Raw genomic sequence first — 5,164 nt, 5'->3', positions numbered from 1 at the left:
GCCGGGACCGGATCCGAAGACACGCTCGACGGACCTGCCCAACTCGTGTGCGAGGAGCAGATGTGCCAGCCCGCCGTCGACGAAGTCGGCCTCCCGCAGCGCCAGTCGCACCCCGTGCACAGCGTCGTCGCAGAGCCGACGGACCTCTCCCAGGCCGGTGCCGGTGACGGCCACCGGGTTCCAGGCGCCCGCCTTCTCGTCGGCGGCCAAGTCCTCCACGGCGTCCAGCAGATGAGCGAGCCGTCCGAAGAGCCGTCCGGCCTCCGCGAGCGGCTCCTCGTTCGCGGGGCGTCCCGCGAGTACCGCGGTGTGCGCGAATGCGGCGGCCGTCGCGGTCTCCGTCGGCTCGGTCGCGCTCAGCAGCGATCCGCCCCGCACGGTGGAGAGTTCGGCGTCCTGCTGGCGGTCCACCGCTTCGACGAGCACGGAGGTGTCGAAACCCAGACCGGCGCCCGCACGAGCACCCGCCCTGTCCCACCCGGCCGCGATCCTGCGTGCGGCTGCGGCAACGGGCCGGCGGGCCAACAGCCCGTCACCGTCCGTGAGATGGTCCCGCACCTTCGCCGAGGCGAGTACGAGCGACACGGCGGCGGCCAGGCGTGCGCCCTCCCCCTGTGCGACCGGAGCGCTGCGCATCCCGCGCAGCGGACACGGCCCGGCTGTTCGCCTCCGGCCGTCCGCGTCGCCCGTGCGCCGCGACTGGGCGTCCACCAGTACCGAGATGATGAGCCCGTCGTAGTTGGTGGCCACTCTCGAGAACTGACCGTTCTCGGCCCGCAGCGCGAGGCAGAGGCCGCACAAATGCGCCATCCACTCGGTGCGCATGTGTGCCGCGAGCCTGTGCCGGCACGGCCTGATTATTCCGAACAAGGCTTGCCTGCTTCCCCGTTGACCCCTCGCACAGTGTTTCGTACGCGTCGTGCGGCGGCATCACCCTAGCGGCAGGCGAACATGGTGTGCGGGGCTCCCGCACCCTTCTGCTTCAGCTCAGTTCCACCTCTGTCGCCCTCCCAGTGGACGACAACTTGCACACCGTCACCACGCGGGCCCCACTGGTTCCCTGACCGAGCGCCATATGTTCTGCACCAGTACCGTCACGAATCCCGTTCCGGGCGTGTATTCACTTGGCGCAACATCCGCATCATGGACGACCATAGGGATGCGGGCCCGCGGGGGGAGCCGCTCAACGTGACTGCGGACGACCGCGTTAGAGGAGAGGAGGCGTCCAATGGGATCGGTGCGCAAGGCGAGTGCCTGGCTGGGCCTCGTCGACGACAGCGAAATGCGTTACTACGACGACGACTACGCCGAAGGGCCGGAGCCCGGGGACGCCGCTCGGGAACCCTGGGTCACCGACCCCAGAGTCCGGGTGACGGCCGAGGCGGCGCAGGATCAGGGCACCCGTATCGCGACGGTCACGCCCGACGGCTTCCGCGACGCACGCGGTATCGGCGAGCTGTTCCGGGACGGCGTTCCCGTCATCATCAACCTCACCACGATGGAGCCCGCGGACGCCAAGCGCGTCGTGGACTTCGCCGCCGGTCTCACCTTCGGGCTGCGCGGGTCGATCGAACGGGTGGCGACGCGGGTCTTCCTGCTGACGCCCGACGACTACAAGATCGTCGGCGGCGAAAGCCGTCGTGCCTCCGAAGGGGGCTTCTTCAACCAGAGCTGACGCAGAGCCGGTTCGGGTGCCGGAGGGCCGATTGCGGCTGCTGCTCCGGACCGGCTCCGCGTAGGCGCCGTGCCGGGTCTACGGCCGGGTGATCCCGCTCGGAAGGAGATCCCCGTCGCCCTGGCCCGGCTCGGGCTGCGTCGCGGATTCGGCCCTGCCACGACTCCGATCGGCTTGCCGCGGCAGGCTGTTGCGCACCGAAGCCCGCTCTGTCTGCGCGCTCTCCGCCTGGACCGACGACGCCGTGGGGAGGGCCTTCCTGTAGGTGCCCTTGCCGGGCTCGTCCTCGCCCGTCGTGCCGTCAGCGGGCTCCTCTTCAGCCGCGTTCCGTCCGTCCGCGTGCTTCTGCCGCACTTCCTCGGACCCCTCGGCCGGCCCTTGTGCCTCCTGCCGCTCCGCGGCTTGCGCCTCCTGCCGCTCCGCGGCCTCGGGCTCGTCCCGCGTCGTCTCCATCGTCCGCGGCAGCCTCAGCGCTGCGAGCGCGCCGAGCAGCAGCAGGACGGCGCTGACGATCAGGGTGACGTGCATGCCGTGCACGTAGGCGTCGCGTGCCGCTGAGCGCAGCGCGTCACCGGCGGAGCCGCCGAGCCGGGAGGCGATGCCGTACGCCTCACCGAGCGAGTGTCCGGCGTCGCCGCTCGCACCGCCGGGGACGCCGGGCACGTTGCGCACTCCGGGGGCGTACGCCGCGTTCATCACGCTGCCGAGTACGGCGATGCCCATACCGGCACCCAGCTGGTAGGCGGTCTCGCCGATCGCGGCGGCGCCCCCCGCGCTGTGGGCCGGTGCCTCGTTGAGCATGGACTCGTAGCAGCCGAACAGCGTGGTCTCCAGGCCGAAGCCCAGCAGCACGAAGCCTCCGACGAGCAGGGCGGGCTGGTCCTCCTGGCTGACACCGGTCAGCACGAGGACGGCGATCGTGGTGAGCACGAAGCCGAGCCCGACCATGATCCGCGGCCCCAGCAGCCTCAGCAGCCGTGAGCCCACCAGGCCTGCGGCTATGGCCGCAAGCGAGAGCGGCAGCAGCCGCAGCCCCGCCTGCAGCGGGGAGAGGCCGAGCACCAGCTGGAGGTACTGCGCGGCGATGAGCGCCAGCCCGACGAGCGCGAGCACCGTGAGCACGATGCAGCCCACAGCCGTGCCGAAGGCGCGATGGGCGACCGTACGGACGTCGATGAGCGGATGCCTGCGGCGGCGCTGCCGCCGTACGAACAGCGTGATCAGCAGGCCGCCGGCGAGCAGCGGCGCGGCTGTGCCGAGCGAGAGCGGCGCCCCGCCGCCCGCGTGCTTGACGCCGAGGATGAGGCCGAAGAGCCCGCCCGCGGCCATGAGGGCGCCGAGCACGTCCCAGGGGCCTTCACGGCCGCCCGTGGACTCCGGCAGCAGCCAGCGGCCGACGGGAAGGCTGGCGGCCATCAGCGGGATGTTGATGAGGAAGACCGAGCCCCACCAGAAGTGCTCCAGGAGCGCTCCGCCGACCAGCGGCCCCACTGCCGCTCCCACAGCCGCGACAGCGCTCCAGATCCCGATGGCCAGTGCCCGCTCGCGGCGGTCGGGGAAGACCTGGCGCAGTATCGACAGCGTCGCGGGCATGATCATCGCGCCGCCGACGCCCAGCAGGGCGCGCGCCGCGATGAGCACGCCGGGCGTCTGCGCGTACGCGGCGACGGCGGACGCGAGGGCGAAGAGCGCGTATCCGAACAGCAGCACGCGGCGGCGTCCGACACGGTCGCCGAGCGTGCCGAAGAGGATGAGCAGCGAGGCACAGGCGAGCGGATACGCGTCGACGATCCACAGGAGTTCGACGGAGCCGGGGCGCAGCTCCCCGGAGACGGCCGGCACCGCCACGTGCAGCACCGTGGCGTCCACCGCGACCAGGAGCAGGCTCGCGCAGAGGACGACGAGGACGGTCCAGCGGTTCACACCGGGGGCGAGACCGGAGGCAGGGCTGGCCGCCTTGTGCACGGGAGTGTCCGTCGCCTCATCGGCTCCGGCTGTGGTCGTCCCGGGCATCTGCACACCTCCTCTCGCGCTCGCCCTCCGAGCGGGGGGAGCGCCGCGGCGGCGGACGAGGTGCCCGCCGGAGCGGATACGGAACGTCACGCAGCCCGGTGCGGAAGGGCGAGTGGCCGTCAGGGTACGCGAGTCTTCCGGACGACCGCGTGGCGCATGTCACGGCAGACCTGCGTGGACCCTGGTGGTGCGGCTGCCCGGGTTGCCGGTCGCGAACACCCGCCGGGGCGTCAACTGGCTTGCCCGCGAAGGGAACCCGCGCGGAAAAGCAGGGTGGAATTCCCCGGCAACCAGCGGTGAACAGAATTCCTTCTGCACCGCAACAGACCTTCGGTGGACGGGATCCCGAATGCACCGTCTAAAACCCGGATAAGCTGCGGGAATTCACAGGGACAAACACCCCGGTGAGACGCACTCCACATCACATGGTCATCACGAACCCCCCCGACGTGTACGGGCATCTCTCACAGCCGTTGTAACGTCGATTGGGTGCGTACCGACCGACTGCTCGCCCGGCTGGAACAAGAGCCTGAGCGACCGAGCAACCGCGATGCCCCGCGGATGAGCCGAACCCGCAAGCTGTTGTTCGGCACGACATTGGGGCTCTACGCGGCGATTGTCGTTGCCGTACTGATTCGCACAGATCTCGTACGACTCGACTGGCAGGTCATGCTCTTCCGGCCCTACAAGCAGTGGCCGGAAGTGCACGCGTTCCTCGACTACTTCGTGGTGCTCGGCCAACGTGGCCCCACCGCAGTGCTGGTGGCGGCCTGGCTCGGCTGGCGTTCCTGGCGGCAGCGGACACTGCGCCCCCTGCTGGTGCTCGGCACCGCGCTGCTGGCGCTCAACGTCACTGTCGGAGCAGTGAAAATCGGCCTCGGCAGACTCGGTCCGCACTACGCGACCTCGGTCGGATCGGCCGAACTCTTCGCCGGCGGCGATATATTCCCTTCAGGTCACACCGCGAACGCCGTCGTGACCTGGGGCATTCTGGCCTATCTCGCCACCACGCCGCGCGCCCGCCGGGTGCTCTCGGTCGTCGGCGCCTTCTTCGCGCTGGGAGTCGGTGCGACCACCGCTTACCTCGGTACGCACTGGGTGAGCGACGTGCTCCTCGGCTGGGCGGCGGGGCTGCTGATCCTGCTCGCCCTGCCCTGGGCCGAGCCCGCCCTCGCCAGGGCGGAGGACCGCGTCCTCGCCTGGCGCGACCGCCGGAGCACCACGAGGATCCCCGGCCTGGCCCCCTCGCCCCTCGCCCCCGTCACACGGCAGTCGCTGCTGCCCTCCGGCAGGAGCCTCCCCGCGGAGGAGATGGCCGTCGGCGAGGAGTCGCAGCACGGCGAGACCGCGGTCATCGGCAGCCGTGCCCCCGCCTCGTCCTCCTCGGGGAGCGGCGTCGGGGCGGCGCGGCTGCACCACACCGCTGTCCGAGGCCGAACTCCTCGACACGCTGCTGCTGGTCATCGGCGCTGGGCA

General features: G+C 71.0%; 4 protein-coding genes. 2 read left to right on the top strand and 2 right to left on the bottom strand.

The window, feature by feature from the left end; translation table 11 throughout:
- A partial coding sequence (locus H5J26_RS28135) for a DUF5685 family protein (protein ID WP_235981204.1) occupies positions 1 to 870 on the bottom strand: 870 nt, incomplete at its 3' end.
- 358 nt (positions 871 to 1,228) lie between these two features.
- Between H5J26_RS28135 and H5J26_RS28130 the strand changes: the two genes are divergently transcribed.
- Complete coding sequence (locus tag H5J26_RS28130; protein ID WP_181768784.1) at positions 1,229 to 1,675, top strand: cell division protein SepF; 447 nt, start codon at positions 1,229 to 1,231, stop codon at positions 1,673 to 1,675.
- Between the two features lie 78 nt (positions 1,676 to 1,753).
- Here H5J26_RS28130 and H5J26_RS28125 read toward each other — a convergent pair whose 3' ends face one another.
- The gene (locus tag H5J26_RS28125) at positions 1,754 to 3,688 is read right to left on the bottom strand and encodes an MFS transporter (RefSeq protein WP_181768783.1); all 1,935 of its coding nucleotides are present in this window, start codon (positions 3,686 to 3,688) and stop codon (positions 1,754 to 1,756) included.
- A gap of 489 nt (positions 3,689 to 4,177) precedes the next feature.
- On the opposite strand from H5J26_RS28125, the gene H5J26_RS28120 reads away from it, so the two are divergent.
- Positions 4,178 to 5,164: phosphatase PAP2 family protein (locus H5J26_RS28120; RefSeq protein ID WP_181768782.1), on the top strand; the 987-nt coding region annotated here is incomplete at its 3' end.

This window comes from Streptomyces albidus (ex Kaewkla and Franco 2022), assembly GCF_013870515.1.
Classification (GTDB): Bacteria; Actinomycetota; Actinomycetes; order Streptomycetales; family Streptomycetaceae; genus Streptomyces; species Streptomyces albidus.
Note: the sequence above shows the minus strand (reverse complement) of the source record. Positions and strands in the feature narration are given on the sequence as shown.